Origin of the sequence: Bradyrhizobium sp. SBR1B (assembly GCF_014198205.1) — a bacterium.
GTDB lineage: Bacteria > Pseudomonadota > Alphaproteobacteria > Rhizobiales > Xanthobacteraceae > Bradyrhizobium.
This window is the reverse complement of sequence record NZ_JACIHC010000018.1, coordinates 37,745-56,593: the sequence shown is the minus strand read 5'-3', so window position 1 is coordinate 56,593 and position 18,849 is coordinate 37,745. Positions and strand designations below refer to the sequence as shown.

Here is an 18,849-nt window from a genome sequence, read left to right as displayed (position 1 = left end):
CCCGGAACATGACGACATTTCAGGACGCGCGCGCGTTTCTGCTCAAGCACCGCACGGATTACGAGGCCGCGGTCAAGGGATTCCGCTGGCCGGATCCGGTTCCCTTCAACTGGGCGCTCGACTGGTTCGACGAGCTGGCAAAGGACGCCGAAGCCAAGGACCGGCCCGCGCTCTGGATCGTCGATGCCGCGCAGGATCGCCAGACAAAACTGTCCTTTGCGGCGCTCTCGAAGCGCTCGAACCAGGTCGCGAATTTCCTCCGCGCGCAGGGCCTGAAGCGCGGCGATCATCTCCTGTTGTTGCTCGGCAATGTGGTTCCGCTGTGGGAGACGATGCTGGCGGCGATGAAGCTCGGCGTCGTCGTGATCCCCGCGACCACGCTACTCACCGCGGATGAGCTGCGTGATCGCCTCGATCGCGGCAAGGCGAGGGCGGTGGTGGCCGCCGAGGACCAGGTCGCGAAATTCGCAAGCCTTGGTGCCGAGAACATCGTTCGCATCGTGGTCGGCACGGCTCACGACGGATGGCTCTCCTATGATGAGGCCGCAAAGGCCCCGGAGAGTTTTACCGCCGATGGGCCGACTAATGCCGACGACCCGATGCTGCTCTATTTCACCTCGGGGACCACTGCAAAACCAAAACTTGTCCGGCACAGCCAGCGCAGCTATCCGGTCGGGCATCTGTCGACCATGTACTGGATCGGGCTGCAGCCCGGCGACGTCCATCTCAATATCTCATCGCCCGGCTGGGCCAAGCATGCCTGGAGCTGTTTCTTCGCGCCGTGGAACGCGGGCGCCACCGTGTTCGTGGTCAACCAGCCGCGCTTCGACGCCAAGAGCCTGCTTGCCACCATCGGCCGCTGCGGCGTCACCACGCTGTGCGCGCCGCCGACGGTGTGGCGGCTGTTCATCCAGGAGGACCTGGCGTCCTTCAAGGTGAGCTTGCGCGAGGTCTGCGGCGCCGGCGAGCCGCTCAACCCTGAAGTGATCGACCAGGTGCGGGCCGCCTGGGGGCTCACCATCCGTGACGGATACGGCCAGACCGAAACCACGGCGCTGGCCGGCAACTCGCCGGGCCAGAACATCAAGATCGGCTCGATGGGCCGGCCGCTGCCTGGCTATCGCGTGCAGATCAGCGATGCCGACGGCAACAAGGCGAAGGAAGGCGAGGTCACGCTGGTGCTCGGCGCCGAGCGGCCCGCCGGCCTGATGCAGGGTTATCAGAGCGACGACGGCAAGCTCGCCGGTGCCGAAGGCGAGCTCTATCGCAGCGGCGATGTCGTGTTCGAAGATGACGAGGGCTATCTTACCTTTGTCGGCCGCTCCGACGACGTGTTCAAGTCGTCGGACTACCGAATCAGCCCGTTCGAGCTGGAGAGCGTTCTGCTCGAGCACGAGCTGGTGGCCGAAGCCGCGGTGGTGCCGAGCCCGGACCCGATCCGGCTCGCGATCCCCAAGGCGTTCGTCCTGCTGACCTCGGGCGCGGAGCGGACGCCTGAGACCGCGCTGTCGATCTTCCAGCACCTGCACACGCGGCTCGCCCCGTTCAAGCGCATCCGTCGCCTCGAAATCGTCACCGAGCTGCCGAAGACGATCTCTGGCAAAATCCGCCGGGTGCAGCTACGCAGGCTGGAGCGGGACGATGATCGCAACGATCCGCTGCGCGGCCGGGAATTCCGTGAGGAGGATTTTCCGGAACTGCCGAAAACACGGAGTGAGACCTAAGTGAACGAAGTCTGGAAGAAGCCGCCGATTTCCTTGGAAGCCTACCAGGCCATGGTCGGCAAGGAGATCGGCGTATCGTCGTGGCACCTGATCGATCAGCCGCGCATCGACACCTATGCCGACGTGATCGAGGATCACCAGTTCATCCACGTCGATCCTGAACGCGCCAAGAAGGAGACCGCCTTCGGCACCACCATCGCGCACGGCTTCCTGACGATGTCGCTGCTGTCGATCATGTCCTATGAGGTGATGCCCGTGATCGCGGGCACCACGATGGGCGTCAATTATGGCTTCGACAAGCTGCGCTTCATCTCGCCGGTGCGCTCGGGCAAGCGCGTTCGCGGCCGTTTCGTGCTGGCCGAAGCCAAGCTCCGTAAGGCCAATGAATTGCAGTCCCGCACCAATGTCACCGTGGAGATCGAGGGCGAGGACAAGCCGGCGCTGGTCGCGGAGTGGCTGGGTCTGATCTATTTCGCGTAGGCCGGGCCGGGCTTGACCCGGCCAGCCATCGCTGCTCAAAAAGGCAACCCAGAGCGGGGTTTTACCCTCTCCCCTTGTGGGAGAGGGTGCCTCGCGGAACGCGAGGCGGGTGAGGGGTCTCTCTCCGCGAGCGCATCTGTCGAGAGAGACCCCTCATCCGGCGCTGCGCGCCACCTTCTCCCACAAGGGGAGAAGGGAAGAAGAAATAGAGACCTTCACTCATGGCAATCAGGTTCGACGGACGCGTCGCCATCGTCACCGGCGCGGGCAATGGTCTCGGCAAGGCGCATGCGCTGGGATTGGCCAGCCGCGGCGCCAAGGTCGTGGTCAACGATTTCGGCGGCGCGCGTGACGGCACCGGTGGCTCGCTGTCGCCGGCCGAGACCGTGGTCGAGGAAATCCGCAAGGCCGGCGGCACCGCGATGGCGGATGGCGCCGACGTCTCCAATTTCGAGCAGGTCACCGCCATGGTCGAGCGCCACCAAGGAGTGGGGCAGCGTCGACCTCTTGTGCGCCAATGCGGGCATTTTGCGCGACAAGTCGTTCGGCAAGATGGAAGCGGCCGACTTCCAAAAGGTGCTCGACGTGCATCTCGTCGGCACCTTCTATTGCTGCAAGGCGGCCTGGGCCGGCATGCGCGACCGCAACTATGGCCGCATCGTGCTGACGACGTCGTCCTCCGGCCTTTACGGTAATTTCGGCCAGGCCAATTACGGCGCGGCCAAGTCCGGCATGGTCGGCCTGATGAACGTGCTCGCCGAAGAAGGCCGCAAGTCCGACATCCGCGTCAACATCATCTCGCCGACGGCGGCGACCCGCATGACGGAAGAGCTGTTGCCGCCGCAGGCGCTGCAGCTGATGAAGCCGAACGCGATCACGCCCGCGGTCGAGTACATGCTCAGCGAGGACGCGCCGACCCGCACCATCATGGGCGCCGGCGCAGGATCGTTCGCCGTGATCAAGATCGTGGAGAGCGAGGGCATCAACCTGCCGGAATCCGAATGGACGCCGGACGCCGTCGCCGCGCATTTCGCCGAGATCAGCGACATGTCGAAAGCCAAGGCGCTGACCGGGGCGTTCGAGCAGACCCAGAAATACGTGGCGCAGGCGGCGGCACGGGCGGGGATCAAGCTCTGACCGACGTCGCCGTCATCGGGGCCGGTCCCGCCGGGCTGATGGCGGCGGAGATGCTGGCGCAGGGCGGCGCGCGCGTCACCGTGTACGACGCGATGCCGTCCGCGGGCCGAAAATTCCTGATGGCCGGCCGCGGCGGGCTCAACCTCACCCACAGCGAGCCGCTGCTGGATTTCATGGCGCGCTATCGCGAGGCCGCACCGAAGCTGCAGGCGGCGGTCGAGGCGTTTTCGCCGGACGCGCTCCGTGCGTGGAGCGACGCGCTGGGCGAGCCGACCTTCGTCGGCACCAGCGGGCGCGTCTTTCCGAAGGCGTTCAAGGCCTCGCCCTTGCTGCGCGCGTGGCTCCGGCGGCTCGATGCGAGCGGCGTGCGGTTTGCCTTTCGTCATCGCTGGACCGGCTGGGACGGTGAGGGGCGGCTGGTGTTTCGAGCGCCCGATGGCGCAGCGGCCGTCACTGCCAGCGCCACCGTGCTCGCGCTTGGCGGCGCCAGTTGGCCGCGGCTGGGGTCGGATGGCAGCTGGGCCGACATCCTTGCCGCGAAGGGCGTTGCCATCTCAAAGCTGCGGCCAGCCAATTCCGGCTTCACGGTCGCCTGGTCCGATGTGTTCCGCGATCGTTTCGAGGGCCAGCCGCTCAAGGGCGTGGCGCTGACGATCGGCGCGCATACGGTGCGCGGCGAAGCCATGATCACCCGTATCGGCATCGAAGGCGGCTCGATCTACGCGCTGTCGGCGGAGTTACGGGAGGAGGTGCTCAGTCTCGGGCAGGCGACGCTTTCGATCGCATTGCGGCCCGACCTCGACGCCGCCGCTCTGACCACGCGGCTATCGGGGACGCGCGGCAAGCAATCGCTCGCGAACTTCCTGCGCAAGGCGGCGCAATTGTCGCCGGTCGGAATCGGCCTGATGCAGGAGGCCGCCATCGTGTCCGGCCGGCCACTGGCCGCGTTCTCGCCGGCCGAGCTTGCGCATCTGATCAACACCATTCCGGTGCAGCTCACGGGCGTTGCCCCGATCGATCGTGCGATCTCGACGGCGGGTGGAATTGGCTTCGACGAGCTCGACGACCACTTCATGCTGCGCAAGCTGCCCGGCGTGTTCGCCGCCGGCGAGATGCTGGATTGGGAGGCGCCGACCGGCGGATATCTCCTGCAGGCGTCGTTTGCCACTGGCGCTGCGGCGGGCAGGGGCGTGCTGAGCTGGCTCAAGAAATCGTAGGGTGGGCAAAGGCGCGAAGCGCCGTGCCCATGATCTTTCGCAGTTACGACGAGAGGTCGTGGGCACGCTTCGCTTTGCCCACCCTACGGTGCTCGCCTACCGCAGCTTGCCCCGCGCCGCCACCGGCAGTGTGCCGATGATCTCCTCGCCACGTACCATCACCACTTCGTCCATCATGTTGACGACGACGCAGACATGGTTCGGCACGATGCGGACGACGTCGCCGACATTGGGCCGCGTGTTGCTGCGGGAGAGATCGAGGAAGCCGTGCTCCTCGGCGAAGCGCGCGATCTTGGCTTCGGGATGCTCCAGGATCAGGCCGTGTCCGTCGAGACCGCCGGTATCAGTGGTGAGCGTCTTCGAGCCGGCATCGAGGATGCCGCGCTCGGGCGCGGCGCGGCTCACCACGGTCGAATAGATGTGCAGCGCGCAGTCGTCCCAGGTCGCGGAGCCCGCCGCGACCTGCATGCGGTCGTTGTAGATGTAGGTGCCGAAGCGATGCTCGGTACCGCCCTTGAGCTTGCCGATATTCTTCAGGTTCGGCGTGCCGCCGGTCGAGACGATTTTTGCGTCCAGCCCGTGCGCGCGCACGCCGACCAGCGCCTCGTCGTAGAATTTCTGCGCGTCCGCCCAGCCGGTCTCGGTCGGATACAGCATGAAGCCGGCGAACCGCAGCCCCTTGGATGCGGCGATCTCGCGCGCCAGCGCGATCGCCTCCGCCGGGGTCTCGACGCCGGCGCGCTTGCGCCCCGTATCGCATTCGACCACGACCGAGAGCGGACGGCCCGACGCCGCAGCAGCCTTGGGCAGGCCGGCGACGACGGTCGAATTGTCGGCGGCCACCGTCATGTTGGCCTTCGCCTGCAGCGCGCCGAGCCGCGCCATCTTCTCTTCGCCGAGGAGGTTGTAGCTGATCAGGATGTCGTCGATGCCGGCGTTGGCCATGATCTCGGCTTCGCCGAGCTTCTGGCAGGTGATGCCTTTGGCGCCGGCCGCAACCTGCATCTTGGCGATGGTCGGGTTCTTGTGGGTCTTGATGTGCGGACGGTTGGCGACACCGGCCTCGTCGCAGGCTTTCTGGATCCGCGCGATGTTGCGCTCGACCCTGTCCATGTCGATGACGGCGCAGGGTGTGCCGTATTCGCGGGCGATTTTTGCAGCGAGGGGAGTTGTCATGAGAGTCGTCTCTTAGTTGGCGCGCATTCTGATCGCAAAACTGGTGCCCACTTTTGCGGAATGCGCGCTAGGCCTGCTCTATTTCTTCCCGAAGCATTTCAAGTTCGAGCCAGCGCTCTTCAGCGGCAGACAGTTCATCGTGCGCCTTGGCGATAGCGGCGGAGGTGTCGTCGAATTTCTTGCGATCTTTCGCATAGAGATTGGGATCGTCGAGCACGCGCTGCAGTTTTGCAATATCGGCCTGCAGCGTTTCCATTTTCTTCGGCAGCGTTTCCAGCGCGTGTTTCTCGTTAAAGCTCAGCTTGCGTTTCGGTGCGGAGGCGGGAGCAGCGGCGCGCTCCTCCCGCTTCTCCGCAACCGGCTGGGCCTTCGTCGTCTCGCGCTTCAGATCCGCACCGCGCTGGGTCAGCATGTCGCTGTAGCCACCGGCATATTCGGTCCACTTGCCGTTGCCCTCAGGCGCGATCACCGAGGTGACGACGCGGTCGAGGAAGTCGCGGTCATGGCTGATCAGGATGACGGTGCCCTCGTAATCGCCGAGCATGTCCTCGAGGACGTCGAGGGTTTCGAGATCGAGGTCGTTGGTCGGCTCGTCCAGCACCAGCAGGTTCGAGGGTTTTGCCAGCGCGCGCGCCAGCATCAGCCGACCGCGCTCACCGCCCGAGAGCACTTCCACCGGCGTGCCGCGCTGCTCCTGCGCGAACAGAAAGTCCTTCATGTAGCCGACGACGTGCTTCGGCTTGCCGCCGACCATGATCTGGTCGCCACGACCGCCGGTCAGTGCTTCGGCCAGCGTCGATTTGGGATCGAGGCTTTCGCGGTGCTGATCGAGCGTCGCTATCTCCAAATTGGCCCCGAGGCGCACCATTCCGGAATCCGGCTCTGCGCCGCCGGTGAGCAGATTGACCAGCGTGGTCTTGCCCGCGCCATTGGGGCCGATGATGCCGAGCCGGTCGCCGCGCTGGATGCGGGTCGAGAAATTCTCGACGATCTTGCGCTCGCCATAGGCCTTGGTGATGCCCTTGGCCTCGATCACCAGCTTGCCCGACTGCTCCGCTTCGGCCGCCGCGAGGCTGGCGGTGCCGGCCGTGCCGCGGTAGTTGCGGCGCTGGTCGCGCAGCGTGTGCAGATTGGCGAGGCGCTTGACGTTGCGCTTGCGCCGGCCGGAGACGCCGTGGCGCAGCCAGTGCTCTTCGTCGACGATCTTGCGGTCGAGCTTGTGCTGGTCGCGCTCTTCTTCCGCCAGCACCTCGTCGCGCCAGCTCTCGAACGAGGCAAAGCCGCGGTCGATCTGCTTGATCTTGCCGCGGTCGAGCCACGCGGTGGCGCGCGAGAGATTGGTGAGGAAGCGGCGGTCGTGGCTGATGATCACCAGTGCGCCGCGCCTGGAGTCGAGCTCCTGCTCCAGCCATTCGATGGTGGCGAGATCGAGATGGTTGGTCGGCTCGTCCAGCAGCAAAATGTCCGGCGAGGGCGCCAGCACATAGGCCAGCGCCGCGCGGCGGGCCTCGCCGCCGGAGAGATTGTGCGGTTTCTCGTCACCGGTGAGTCCGAGCTGCTCCAGCAGGTAGCGCGCCTGGTGCTGGTCGTCGCCGGGGGCGAGACCGGACTCGACATAGGCCAGCGTGGTCTTGTGCTCGCCGAAGTCGGGCTCCTGCGGCAGGTAACGCACGGTGGCGCCGGGCTGCACGAAGCGCGCGCCGCCGTCGGGCTCCACCAGGCCGGCCGCGATCTTCAGCAGCGTCGACTTGCCCGAGCCGTTGCGACCGATCAGGCAGACGCGCTCGGATGGCGCGACATTGAGCTCGACGCCCGACAACAGCGGCGTGCCGCCAAAGGTCAGCCTGATGTCTTTCAGTTGGATCAGCGGCGGCGCCATGTCAGCCCTGACTCAAATTCTGGCTCGTCGCGGCCTGATCGGCGCGGCGGCGCTGGATCCGGCGCAGCGTCTGGTCGAGCGCCGAGAGGAAGGCGGAGCGGTCGCGCGGCGAGAACGAGCGCGGGCCGCCGGTGACTTCGCCGGCCGAGCGCAGATCCGTCATCAGATTGCGCACCGCCAGCGTCATCCCGATCGACTCCTCCGTGAACGGCTTGCCGTTCGGCGCGATCACGTCGGCGCCAGCCTTGACGCAGCGGCTCGCCAGCGGAATGTCGGAGGTCACGACGACGTCGCCGGGCTTGACGCGTTCGACGATCCAGTCGTCGGCGGCGTCCATGCCGGCGCCTGCGGCGATGCGCTCGATCAGCGGATCGTGCGGCACGCGGATGAAATTGCCGGCGACCACGCTCACCGGCACGCCGTGCCGGAGCGCGACGCGATAGATTTCGTCCTTTACCGGGCAGGCGTCGGCGTCGACATAGATGCGGGTGGGGGTGTCAGTCATTCGCCGCGTGGTACCCCATTCGGGCTGCAAAGGCGAGGGGATTGACCGGTGTTCCCTGGGGCCTACGATCCGCCCGAAACAACAAGAACAGGGAAGATGACCCCATGCCGAACCGGCTCGAAACCTGGCGCGTCGAGGCCTACAACACCGCCAAGCAATCCGAAAACAAGATGCATGACGACACGGTGGCGCGCCGCTTCGGCTTTTCCGGCGGGCTGGTCCCGGGCGTCGATGTCTTCGCCTACATGATGCACGTGCCGGTGGCGCGCTGGGGCCGCGATTTCCTGTCCCGCGGGCTGGTCGAGGCCCGCTTCATCAAGCCGGTCTATGACGGCGAGACCGCCGATGTCGATGCGACCGAGCACAACGGCTTGCTGACGATCGAGGTGTTCAGCCGTACCGAGCTCTGCGCGACAGGCACGGCCTCGCTGCCGGCGGCCGCGCCTGTGGTGTCGCCGAGCGACTATGTCGCGATGCCCGTGGTGGCCGAGCGCAAGCCGGTCAGTCCCGCGACGTTCGAGATGGGCAAATGGCTGGGCACGACGCCCCGGCGCTGGGCCGGGCAGGATGCGGCTGACTATCTCGCCGACATCAGGGAAACCGATCCGATCTTTGCGCGCGAAGGACTCGGCCATCCCGGCCTGATCCAGCGCGTCATGAACCGCGTGCTGGTCGACAACACCATTCTCGGCCCGTGGATCCATGTCGGCAGCCGCATGCAATTGCTGTCGGCGGTACGCACCGGCGACGAGATCACCGCGCGGGCGAAGGTCACGGCCAATTACGAGAAGAAGGGCCACCGCTTCGTCGAGCTCGACGCGCTCGTCGTCGCCAACGGCACCACGCCGCTCGCCCACTGCCAGCACATTGCGATCTACCAGCCGCGCGAGCAGGCGGTGTAGGGTCTTCGCCTCGCCCCGCTTGCGGGGAGAGGCCGACGCACGGAACGCGCGGCGGGTGAGGGGGAGTCTCCGCAAGGACGATGAAAGTTGGACTCGCGGAGAGTCCCCCTCACCCGAAGCCTTGCTGCGCTCCGGCTTCGACCTCTCCCCGCAAGCGGGGAGAGGTGAACGACGACTACGCCGCCTTCGCCTTACCATCCTGGATTGCCCGCCACACGCGCTCCGGGGTCAGCGGCATGTCGATGTGCTTCACGCCGTAATCCGAGAGCGCGTCGAGCACCGCGTTCACCACCGTCGACAGGCTGCCGGCGCATCCCGCTTCGCCGCAGCCCTTGCTGCCGAGCGGATTGGTCGTGGCCGGCACCGGGTGATCGCCGACCGTCATGTTGGGAACGTCCTCGGCGCGCGGCAGGGCGTAGTCCATCAGCGAGCCCGTGATCGGCTGGCCGCTCTCGTCGTAGCGGATGTGCTCCATCAGGGCTTGCCCGATGCCCTGGACGACGCCGCCATGGAGCTGGCCTGCGACCAGCAGCGGGTTGATCACCGTGCCGAAATCGTTGACCGCGCTGTAGCGCACGATCTGCACCACGCCAGTCTCAGGATCGATCTCGACCTCGGCGACGTGACAGCCGTTCGGAAACGCCGAGGCGACCGGTTCGCTGGTGTGATCGACGTCGAGGCTATCGGGCACGCCTTCCGGCGTCTTGCCGTCGTGCAGCTTCTTGGCGAGCTCCATGATGTCGATGCTGCGGTCGGTGCCGGCGATGGTGAAGCTGCCGCCTTCGAATTCGATGTCAGCTTCGGACGCCTCCAGCATATGCGCCGCTGCGCGCTTGCCTTTCTCGATGACGAGCTTGGCAGCCCCCGCGATGGCCTGGCCGGTTGCCGTGATCGAGCGCGAGCCGCCGGTTCCGTTGCCGGTGTGGACGATGTCGCTGTCGCCCTGCACCAGCTTGATGCTCTCGAAGGGAACGCCGAGCTGCTCGCTGAGCACCTGCGCGAATGGCGTGGCATGGCCCTGGCCGTAATCGAGCGTGCCGGTGATGAGCTGCACGGAGCCGTCAGCGTCGAACACGATCTTGCCGAGCTCAGGGCTCGGCGGCGCGGTGACCTCGAGATAGGAGCCGACCGCGATGCCGCGCAGCTTGCCGGCCTTCTTGCTCTCTTTCTTGCGCTTGGCGAAATTCTCGTGGTCGGAGATCTCGAGCGCCTTGTTGAACACGGCCGGGAAGTCGCCGCTGTCATAGGTGACTCCGGAGGAGGCCGCGAACGGGATCTGGTTCGGCTTGATGAAGTTGCGCTTGCGCAAGGTCAGCCGGTTGACGCCCATCTCGTCGGCGGCGCGATCGATCAACCGCTCCATGTAGTAGTTCGCCTCCGGCCGGCCGGCGCCGCGATAGGCGCCCATCAGCGTGGTGTTGGTCAGCACCACCTTGATGTCGACGGCCATCAGCGGCGTGCGGTAGACGCTGGAAAAATTCTTGCCGGTGTTGAGCGAGAGCGGCCCCGGCGCGACGCCGGTGATGTAGGCGCCGAGATTGCCGTAGCCGGACAGCTTGGCCGCGAGGAAATGCCCCTCGGCGTCGAGCGCGAGCTCGGCATGGATCTTTTGCGCACGTCCATGGCTGTCGGAGAGGAAGGCAGTCGAGCGCTCGTCGAGCCATTTCACCGGGCGGCCCAGCACTTTCGCCGCGTACAGGATGCACATGTACTCGGGATAGTTGATGTTCTTCATGCCGAAGGAGCCGCCGACATTGGCGGTGAGGATGCGCACCTTCTCGTTCGGCACTTTCAGGTTCTTGGCGAGGTTGGCGCGGTTGCCGGCGACGCCCTGCGTCGGCACCTGAAGCGTGTAGCGCTCGGTTGTCTTGTCGTAGGAGGCAAGGCCGACGCGCGGCTCCATCGAGACCACGGCGACGCGGGTGTTCTCGATGTCCATCCTGGTGACATGGGCGGCGCTGGCGAAGGCCGCGTTGACCTTGTCCATGTCGCCATAATGGTAGTCGAGCGCCACGTTGTGGGGAATGTGCTCATAGAGCTGCGGCGCGCCGGGCTTGGCAGCTTCTTCAGGGTCGGTCACAGCCGGCAGCGGCTCGATATCGAGCTCGACCGCCTCGGCGGCGTCGCGCGCCTGCGCCAGCGTCTCGGCCACGACGAAGGCGACGGGATCGCCGACGAAGCGGACCTTGTCGGTCGCCAGTGGCTGACGGTTGGTCTGGAGCAAAGGCGAGCCGTCGCGGCTCTTCAGCGGCAGGCCGCAGGTGAAGGGGCCATAGCCCGCGGCATCGAGATCCCTGCCGGTCCACACGCCGAGCACGCCCGGCATCGCCTTGGCGGCATCAATGCCGATGCCGCGGATGGTGCCATGGGCGTGGGTGGAACGGATGACCACGGCATAGGCCTGGCCGGGTAGGTTGAAATCGTCGGTATAGCGGCCCTTGCCGCGCACCAGCGTGTCGTCCTCCTTGCGGCGGACGGGCTGCCCGACGCCATATTTTTGCAGTGCAATAGCGTTTTCGAGCGTGGACGATTTGGTGTGTTCTTGCATGGAATTGACCTGAAAAGCCGGCATTTGCGCATTTTCGCGGCAGCGGGGCACCGGATCCCCTTGAGATAACCCACCACCCCGTTCACGACAACGCACGAATGGGCATGGTCCCATGTGATGCGTTGTTGCGCAGGCCGGCTGCGCTGCTAATGTTTCAGGCGAAAAATCAATTCCAGACCGGCCCGACCGGCCGCGGAAAGACAGTTTGTATGAATGACCACACGCGGCTCCGCGACGGCCATGCGCCGCACGGTGAGCTGGAGGGGTCGATGGCGGCGGTGGCGTTGGCCACCGAACCGGCTGTCGGCGCGCAGGCGTCGGGAACCGGCGTCTATGCGGCGCTGGACCTCGGCACCAACAATTGCAGGCTGCTGATCGCCTGTCCGACCCAGGACGGCTTTCGCGTCGTCGATTCCTTCTCGCGCATCATCCGGCTCGGGGAGGGGGTCTCGGCGACCGGCTGTATCAGCGAGGCCGCGATCGAGCGTGCCATCGCCGCGCTCAGCATCTGCCGTGACAAGATCAATTTGCGCAAAGCGCGCCGGTTGCGGCTGATCGCGACCGAAGCCTGCCGAGCCGCGTCGAATGCGGAGGGGTTCCGCAGCCGCGTCGCGGCCGAAACTGGCATCGAGCTCGAAGTGATCGACCGCGAGACCGAGGCCGCGCTCGCCGTGCTCGGCTGCTCGCCGCTGGTCGATCCGCGGGGACGCGGCGCGATCCTGTTTGACATCGGTGGCGGCTCGACCGAGCTGGTGCGGATCGAGCGCGACGCGGACAATCCGGAGCCGCGGATCAAGGCCTGGATGTCGATCCCGTACGGTGTGGTCACGCTCGCCGAGCAGTTCGGCGGCCGCGACGTGACGCCGGAGATCTACGCCGCGATGGAGCAGGAGGTCGCGAACCACGTTGCGCCGTTCGCCGAAGTCCACGGCGGCGATCTCGCCGACATGCATCTGCTCGGCACGTCAGGCACTGTGACGACGCTCGCCGGCATCCATCTCAATCTCGCGCGCTATGACCGCCGCCGCATCGACAGCATCTGGATGAACGATTCCGACATCACCGCGACCATCAACAAACTGCTCGGCATGAGCTACGAGGAGCGCGCCGGCAACAGCTGCATCAGCGTCGAGCGCGCCGATCTCGTGCTCGCCGGCTGCGCCATCCTCGATGCTATCAGGCGCGCCTTTCCGCTGCCGCGCCTGCGCGTTGCCGACCGGGGCCTGCGCGAGGGCATGCTGGTCGAGATGATGCGCGAGGACGGCGCGCTCAGGAGCTGGTGAGATGGCCAAGGACACCACCGGCCGCTTGCACGTCCAGGTCAAGACCGGCGGCAAGCGCAAATTGTCGTCGAAGCTGTGGCTGGAGCGTCAGCTCAACGATCCCTATGTCGTGAAGGCCAAGGCGGTGGGCTATCGCTCGCGCGCCGCGTTCAAGCTTCTGGAGATCGACGACAAATTCCGGCTCTTGAAACCCGGCATGGCCGTGGTCGACCTTGGCGCGGCGCCCGGCGGCTGGAGCCAGATCGCGGCCAAGCGCGTCGGATCGGTAGAGGGCAAAGGCAAGGTCGTCGCCATCGACCTGTTGGAAATGCCCGAGATTCCCGGCGTGGATTTCGCGCAGCTCGACTTCATGGCCAACGATGCGCCAGACAAGCTGACCGCGATGCTGGGCGGCGGCGCCGATTTCGTGATGTCCGACATGGCCGCCAACACCACCGGCCACCGCAAGACCGACCAGCTCCGCATCGTCGGCCTGGTCGAGACGGCGGCCGCGTTTGCCTGCGACGTGCTCAAGCCCGGCGGCGCGTTTCTGGCCAAGACGTTCCAGAGCGGCGCCGACGCCGATCTGCTCGCCCAGCTCAAGCGCGATTTCGCGACGGTGCGCCATGTCAAGCCGGCGGCGAGCCGGCAGGATTCCTCGGAACGCTACGTGCTGGCGACGGGATTTCGGGGCGGGTTGTAGCGGGTTGCAACGTCCCGTTTTGCACTAGTGCTGCAACGCATTGTTCGGCTAGTTTCATCGCGGGATTCCCGGGGTGAGGCCAAAATGAAGTTTCGAGCATTTTCGAGCGTTGCGGCAGCAGCTTTCACACTGATGGTGGCGCAGCCGGCCGCAGCGCAGTCCGGCGGCATCAGCATCTATCAGGAAATCAACAACAACGTAGTGCAGAACATTCTGCAGAACGTTCGTGACCAGTTGCGCCGGCGAGACATTGTTCTGCCGTCCTCCGGCAGACTCGCGTTCGGTGTAGGCGGATCGGATTTCGACAACCGTGATCCGTTCGCTGCCCGTGGTGTCGATGATCCCTTCCGGGCTCTTGCTTACGCGAAAGCGCCGGGCGCGGTCCCTGCTGTCGCTTCAGGCTGGCTCTACAGCGGCAATTTGATCGGCGGCGTAGACCGCTCCATGACCGCTGGCATCGTGACCGACACCTCGTCAGTCACCGGAGCATTCGATGTGACGAAGATCGGGATTTTCGCCGGTGACGACGCGCTTACGTTCATCGGGACGGGGGGTGGCTCCTGGTCCCACCAGGGCGGTCTGTTGACGGTCGACACCACCGCACCTTCGACCTCGGTCACGGTCGCATATCTGAGGGGAGGCCTTTCCGCCGATCTGACCAGCTTCGTCGGCTGGACTAGAAGCACGCTGTCAGGCTCCGGATTCGCCCCAGCGGTCATTGAGGGCAACTCGCTCGGCTTCACCGGAAACGTGCAATACCGGTTTGATTTTCCCTTTTCGGTGTTCATCGAGCCCGGGATCGGAATGACCTACTCCGAAGGCTACTCGGAGAACTTCGGGACCAAAATTTCCGATACGACGGAGGTGCACGGCGGGGCCCGGTTCGGTACCCAAATGAGATGGATGGATTATACGGTGCAGCCATCCGTCTCCTTGTTCGCCTATCAGATCACCGACTCGAGCGCGCTCGGAGTTGTTGGGCCAATCATTCCCACAAGTGCAATCGGCTATCGCGGGTCCGGCAAGATTGCCGTTGTCTGGAGCCCGAGTTTCACCTCCTATATCGAGGTGCACGCGATCGGACCGGCCAGCGGTCCCAGCAAGCCGCTCGCAGGATACAGCCCGACCCAGACCACGGGAGTTCAAGCCGGCCTCCGCTACACGTGGAATTGAGCAGCCATCGCGTCTGGAGCACGGCCCCAAGCCCTTGATCGGCCTCGAGGGGTGTGCTCCACTTTAGGTCGAATATTTTGAGGATAGCCACAATGCATATCGGAACGCTTTCCCGCGTAGCTGCGACGCTTGTACTCGGCACCGTCCTGATGCCCGCCTTGGCAAATGCCCAGAATGTACAGAGGCCCAACGTCGGGACCGGCGTGACGTCCCGCACATTGCCCAACCCCAATACGCCAAGGGTTCAGCCTCAGGGATTGCAGACCGGAAGCTACGCCAATCCTGCCGCAAACCGTTTCAACACTCCTCCGTCGCAACCGGACTTTGCCTTATCCGGTCCTTATGTGGGAATGAAGTATATCGGGAATGTCCGGTAGAGGTTTGTTCTCCGGCTTCTGAACCTGGCGTCCGCGCTGTTCTCGCCGCCGCGGCGAATGCTGACGCGCGGGCGCAGTTTGAAGTCACGATGCTGTGCATGACATCGCGAGCCTCTGATTATCCAAGCCGCTGATCCCGCACGTCCTGCGTATCCTCGCTCGCCGCCTTGACCGCCGCCTTCTCCGCACCCTTGCCGGCGCCCTTGCGGCTTGCGATCTCAACCGCCTTGCGGCCGGAGATCTCGTGGCCGGCGTCGACGGGCATCTGCCAGAAGAACCAGCTCGATGCCGCCGAGGTCAGCGCGACCACGAGGAAGGCGGGGGCGAACACGGTGGCGTCGATTTCGCTGACATGGTTGAACCACATCGTCGTTTCCACGCAGGCCGCGCCGACGGCGACGCCGGCGGAGACGGCGAGCTGCTGGTTGACGCTGACGAGGGTGGTGGCGCGGCTCATCTGCGCGGTCTCGACGTCGGCATAGGCGACGGTGTTGATCGCGGTGAATTCGAGCGAGCGGAAGAAGCCGCCGATGACCAGGATGACCATGATGATCAGCAGCGGCGTCGTCACCGTGAACAGCGCGCAGACGGCGAGGAAGAACGCGCTGACGATCGCGTTCACCGTCATCAGGTTGCGAAAGCCGAAGGTGCGGATGATGCGCGCGGCAAGCGTCTTCATGCCCATGGCGCCGAGCGAGGAGGCGAAGGTGACGAGGCCGGAATGGAACGGCGACAGGCCGAAGCCGATCTGCATCAGGAGCGGCAGCAGGAACGGCAGCGCGCCGATGCCGAGCCGGAACAGGAAGCCGCCGAACACGGCCGCGCGCAGCGTCGGCAGCTTCAGGAGCGAGAAATCGAGCACCGGCGAGCCCGTGCGCCGGGCGTGAATGGCGTAGAGCGTCATCGAGATCGCGCCGCCCGCGATCAGTGCGGCGACGGTGCTCCACGGCAGCAGGTTGAGACCGGCAACCGACAGGCCGAAGGCGATGCCGGCAAGGCCAATGCCCGCCAGCACCATGCCGTAGAGGTCGAACGGCTCGCGTTCCTCGCTCTTGATCGGGTCGATGAACTTCAGCGCCATGAAGATGCCGAGCAGCCCGATCGGAATGTTGATCAGGAAGATCCAGTGCCACGACGCGTAGGTGGTGATGAAGCCGCCGAGCGGTGGTCCGATCACAGGACCTATGAGGGCAGGGACCGTTACCCACGCCATGGCGTTGACCAGAGCGCTCTTGTCCACTGACCGCAGCAGCACGAGGCGCCCGACCGGTGTCATCATCGCGCCGCCCATGCCTTGCAGGATGCGCGCGAACACGAAATCGGTGACCGAGGAGGAGAGCGCGCAGCCCACCGAGCCCACCATGAACACGCCGACCGCGATCGCAAACACCATTCGCGCGCCGAACCGGTCGGCGGTCCATCCGCTCGCCGGGATGAACACCGCGAGCGACAGCAGATAGGATGTGATCGCGAGCTTCAGCGTCAGCGGGCTGGTGCCGATGTCGGCCGCTATCGCCGGCAGCGAGGTGGCGATCACCGTCGAGTCCATGTTCTCCATGAAAAGCGCGGTGGCCACGATCAGCGGAATGATGCGTTGCTTGTCGACCATGACGGATTGGTAATGAAAATCGGAAGAGGGGTGGAGTTGCGGCTTATCACCGCCACTGGTCCCCGACCATTGCGGATCGACGCATAGCACCTAAGTCCCGCGTAACAACGGTGTGACCCTCCGCCACCGTCATTCCGGGGCGCGCCCCTCGGCGCGAACCCGGAATCCATTCGGCCGCAGGGCCCGCTGCGCGATGGATTCCGGGTTCGCGACTTCGTCGCGCCCGGGGAATGACAGTGGGAGGGTGGGCTACCGCTCGGCTGAATCGGCCAAAAAAGCCTGTGCATGGCTGGCCAGCGGTCCGAATTGCTTTGATTCGTCACGCGGCCGTGCTATCGACCCGCGTCAACCCCACCGATGGGCTCCGATTCTCAAGGCGATGCCGCAAGGTACGCCGAGGGCGGCGCTCATCCATTAGCATTTGCGGCAAGGCCGCAGGAAGGAGTTGGCAAATGGCCACGGTGCAACTTCAGGGCATCCGCGAAGCCTTTACGTTCGACGACGTGTTGCTGAAGCCGGGCCTGTCGGACGTCATGCCGGGCGAGGTCGACATCCGCTCGCGCGTCACCCGCGCCATTCCGCTCAACATCCCGATCATGGCCTCGGCCATGGACACCGTCACCGAGGCCCGCATGGCGATCGCCATGGCGCAGGCCGGCGGCCTCGGCGTCATCCACCGCAATTTCGACCCCGAAGGGCAGGCCGCCCAGGTGCGGCAGGTCAAGCGCTACGAGTCGGGCATGGTGGTGAACCCGCTCACCATCAGCCCCGAGGCCACGCTCGACGACGCGCTCAAGCTGATGAGCGATCACGGCATCTCCGGCATTCCCGTCGTCACCGGCGCCGGCAAGAATACGCCGGGCAAGCTGGTCGGCATCCTCACCAACCGCGACGTGCGCTTTGCCACCGACCGCCGGCAAAAAGTCTCCGAGCTGATGACGCATGAAGGCCTCGTCACGGTGCGCGAGAATGTCAGCCAGGACGAGGCGCGGCGGATGCTGCATCAGCATCGCATCGAGAAGCTGCTCGTGGTCGACGAGCAATATCGCTGCGTCGGCCTCATCACCGTCAAGGACATGGAGAAGGCGGTCGCCCATCCGCTCGCCTGCAAGGATGCGCAGGGGCGCCTGCGTGTTGCCGCCGCCACCACGGTCGGCGACACCGGCTTCGAGCGCACCGAGCGGCTGATCGATGCTGGCGTCGATCTCGTCGTCGTCGATACCGCGCACGGCCATTCCCGTCACGTGCTGCACGCCGTCAACCGCATCAAGCGACTGTCCAACTCCGTGCAGGTCGTCGCGGGCAACGTCGCCACCACCGAGGGCACGCAGGCTTTGATCGACGCGGGCGCGGACTGCATCAAGGTCGGCATTGGCCCGGGCTCGATCTGCACCACGCGCATCGTCGCCGGCGTCGGCGTGCCCCAGCTCACCGCGATCATGGATGCGGTGGAAGCTGCAAAGAAGGCCGACATCCCCGTCATCGCCGACGGCGGCATCAAGTTCTCCGGCGACCTCGCCAAGGCGCTCGCCGCCGGCGCCGACATCGCGATGGTCGGCTCGCTGCTCGCCGGCACCGACGAGACACCAGGCGAAGTGTTCCTGTGGCAGGGCCGTTCCTACAAGGCCTATCGCGGCATGGGCTCGGTCGGCGCGATGGCGCGCGGCTCGGCCGATCGCTACTTCCAGCAGGACATCAAGGATACGCTCAAGCTCGTCCCCGAAGGCATCGAGGGCCAGGTGCCCTACAAGGGCCCTGTCGGCAACGTCATGCACCAGCTCGCCGGCGGCTTGCGCGCCGCGATGGGCTATGTCGGCGCACGCGACATGAAGGAACTGCACGACAAGGCCCAGTTCGTCCGCATCACCGGTGCAGGCCTGCGCGAAAGCCACGTCCACGACGTCACCATTACGCGCGAGAGCCCGAACTATCCGGGCGGAGGTTAGTCTCGCTCCGATCTCGCGAGCGCGTGAGTTTCGACGCGCTTGCCTCAACGACGGTGTCATGCCCCGGCTTGACCGGGGCATCCAGTACGCCGCGGCTTCTCGGCTCAATTACGACCGTCTCTGGAATACTGGATCGCCCGATCAAGTCGGGCGATGACAGCGAGTGTGTGGCTCCGCCGCTTTTGTATTGACGCGCCTCGCTCCCTCCGCT

At 65.5% G+C, this 18,849-nt stretch carries 13 protein-coding genes and 1 pseudogene; 9 read left to right on the top strand and 5 right to left on the bottom strand.

Annotated elements, in window-relative coordinates; all coding sequences use genetic code 11:
- The first annotated feature begins 8 nt into the window (after positions 1-8).
- The 4 genes and pseudogenes from GGD61_RS32125 to GGD61_RS32110 all read left to right on the top strand — a co-directional run bounded on the left by GGD61_RS32125 (position 9) and on the right by GGD61_RS32110 (position 4,558).
- Positions 9-1,724, top strand: coding sequence for an AMP-binding protein (locus tag GGD61_RS32125; protein ID WP_092252680.1), 1,716 nt, complete (start codon positions 9-11; stop codon positions 1,722-1,724).
- Positions 1,725-2,204 (top strand): MaoC family dehydratase, encoded by a 480-nt coding sequence (locus GGD61_RS32120; protein WP_092252682.1) that lies wholly within the window; start codon positions 1,725-1,727, stop codon positions 2,202-2,204.
- Positions 2,205-2,425: 221 nt separating this feature from the next.
- Positions 2,426-3,341: pseudogene (locus tag GGD61_RS32115) on the top strand (SDR family NAD(P)-dependent oxidoreductase).
- The gene (locus tag GGD61_RS32110; protein ID WP_092253061.1) at positions 3,338-4,558 is read left to right on the top strand and encodes a TIGR03862 family flavoprotein; all 1,221 of its coding nucleotides are present in this window, start codon (positions 3,338-3,340) and stop codon (positions 4,556-4,558) included. The pseudogene GGD61_RS32115 and the gene GGD61_RS32110 overlap by 4 nt, the downstream one beginning before the upstream one ends.
- 96 nt (positions 4,559-4,654) lie before the next feature.
- Here GGD61_RS32110 and GGD61_RS32105 read toward each other — a convergent pair whose 3' ends face one another.
- From GGD61_RS32105 to GGD61_RS32095, 3 genes are all read right to left on the bottom strand, one after another.
- Positions 4,655-5,734: a D-TA family PLP-dependent enzyme gene (locus tag GGD61_RS32105; RefSeq protein ID WP_092252684.1), complete on the bottom strand. Its 1,080-nt coding sequence runs from the start codon at positions 5,732-5,734 to the stop codon at positions 4,655-4,657.
- A 67-nt stretch (positions 5,735-5,801) separates the two neighbouring features.
- On the bottom strand, positions 5,802-7,613 hold the full coding sequence (locus GGD61_RS32100; protein ID WP_092252686.1) for an ABC-F family ATP-binding cassette domain-containing protein: 1,812 nt from the start codon (positions 7,611-7,613) through the stop codon (positions 5,802-5,804).
- A gap of 1 nt (position 7,614) precedes the next feature.
- On the bottom strand, positions 7,615-8,118 hold the full coding sequence (locus GGD61_RS32095) for a YaiI/YqxD family protein (protein WP_092252688.1): 504 nt from the start codon (positions 8,116-8,118) through the stop codon (positions 7,615-7,617).
- A 104-nt stretch (positions 8,119-8,222) separates the two neighbouring features.
- On the opposite strand from GGD61_RS32095, the gene GGD61_RS32090 reads away from it, so the two are divergent.
- A complete protein-coding gene (locus GGD61_RS32090) occupies positions 8,223-9,020 on the top strand; it encodes a hypothetical protein (protein ID WP_092252690.1) in 798 nt (265 codons plus the stop codon).
- 175 nt (positions 9,021-9,195) lie between these two features.
- Here the strand turns inward: GGD61_RS32090 and GGD61_RS32085 are convergent, their stop codons facing one another.
- Entirely contained in the window at positions 9,196-11,568 is a 2,373-nt protein-coding gene (locus tag GGD61_RS32085; protein ID WP_092253063.1) for a xanthine dehydrogenase family protein molybdopterin-binding subunit, read from the bottom strand.
- Positions 11,569-11,777: 209 nt separating this feature from the next.
- On the opposite strand from GGD61_RS32085, the gene GGD61_RS32080 reads away from it, so the two are divergent.
- From GGD61_RS32080 to GGD61_RS32070, 3 genes are all read left to right on the top strand, one after another.
- Entirely contained in the window at positions 11,778-12,851 is a 1,074-nt protein-coding gene (locus GGD61_RS32080; RefSeq protein ID WP_018317671.1) for a Ppx/GppA phosphatase family protein, read from the top strand.
- A gap of 1 nt (position 12,852) precedes the next feature.
- Positions 12,853-13,533, top strand: coding sequence for an RlmE family RNA methyltransferase (locus tag GGD61_RS32075; RefSeq protein ID WP_092252692.1), 681 nt, complete (start codon positions 12,853-12,855; stop codon positions 13,531-13,533).
- Positions 13,534-13,617: 84 nt separating this feature from the next.
- Positions 13,618-14,706, top strand: a complete 1,089-nt coding sequence (locus tag GGD61_RS32070; protein ID WP_143109016.1) for a hypothetical protein — start codon at positions 13,618-13,620, stop codon at positions 14,704-14,706.
- A gap of 495 nt (positions 14,707-15,201) precedes the next feature.
- On the opposite strand, the gene GGD61_RS32065 is transcribed toward GGD61_RS32070, so the two are convergent.
- On the bottom strand, positions 15,202-16,692 hold the full coding sequence (locus GGD61_RS32065; protein ID WP_092252696.1) for an MFS transporter: 1,491 nt from the start codon (positions 16,690-16,692) through the stop codon (positions 15,202-15,204).
- A 452-nt stretch (positions 16,693-17,144) separates the two neighbouring features.
- Here GGD61_RS32065 and guaB point away from each other — a divergent pair, with 452 nt between their 5' ends.
- Complete coding sequence (gene guaB / locus GGD61_RS32060; RefSeq protein WP_018317668.1) at positions 17,145-18,638, top strand: IMP dehydrogenase; 1,494 nt, start codon at positions 17,145-17,147, stop codon at positions 18,636-18,638.
- Positions 18,639-18,849 lie beyond the last annotated feature (211 nt).